This window comes from Psychrobacter sp. 1Y4 (assembly GCF_051847555.1).
Genome location: NZ_JBPYDE010000812.1, coordinates 1 through 607 on the forward strand (window position 1 = coordinate 1; position 607 = coordinate 607).

Below are 607 nucleotides of genomic sequence, written 5' to 3' on the forward strand. Positions count from 1 at the left end.
GATACCGTCTAGTGGGATACCATTTTTGTCTTTTAGCTTCTTGATGTCGATACCATCAGGGTTATTCGAACCCACATGGTGCAGTGCCACAATGTGCATGAATACTAGACCTACTAGCACTAATGGAATAGCAACAACGTGTAGAGCAAAGAAACGGTTTAGCGTGATACCTGAGATGATATAGTCACCACGTACCCATTCAGCAAGACCATCACCAATCACAGGTAGCGCGGCAGGAAGGTTCAAAATAACCTGAGCACCCCAGAATGACATGTTACCCCAAGGTAGCAAGTATCCAAAGAAACCTTCTGCCATCAATGCTAGATAAATACCCATACCGATGAGCCAGATAAGCTCACGCGGTTTTTGGTATGAACCGTATAGCAAGGCGCGGAACATATGCAGATAGACAACAACGAAGAACGCAGAGGCGCCAGTCGAGTGCATATAGCGGATGAGCCAGCCACCTTTTACGTCACGCATAATGTATTCAACAGACGCAAATGCCCCTTCGGCACTTGGGTTGTACATCATCGTTAGCCATATACCAGTCACCAATTGGTTGACCAATACAATCATCGATAGCACACCAAAGAAGTACCAAAAG

1 protein-coding gene is annotated in these 607 nt (G+C 45.8%); it reads right to left on the reverse strand.

Translation table 11 applies throughout. The features are described from left to right. Nucleotides 1-607, reverse strand: a 607-nt coding sequence (locus ACS8FC_RS19015) for a cytochrome b (RefSeq protein ID WP_439297937.1), incomplete at both ends; no start/stop codon positions are given.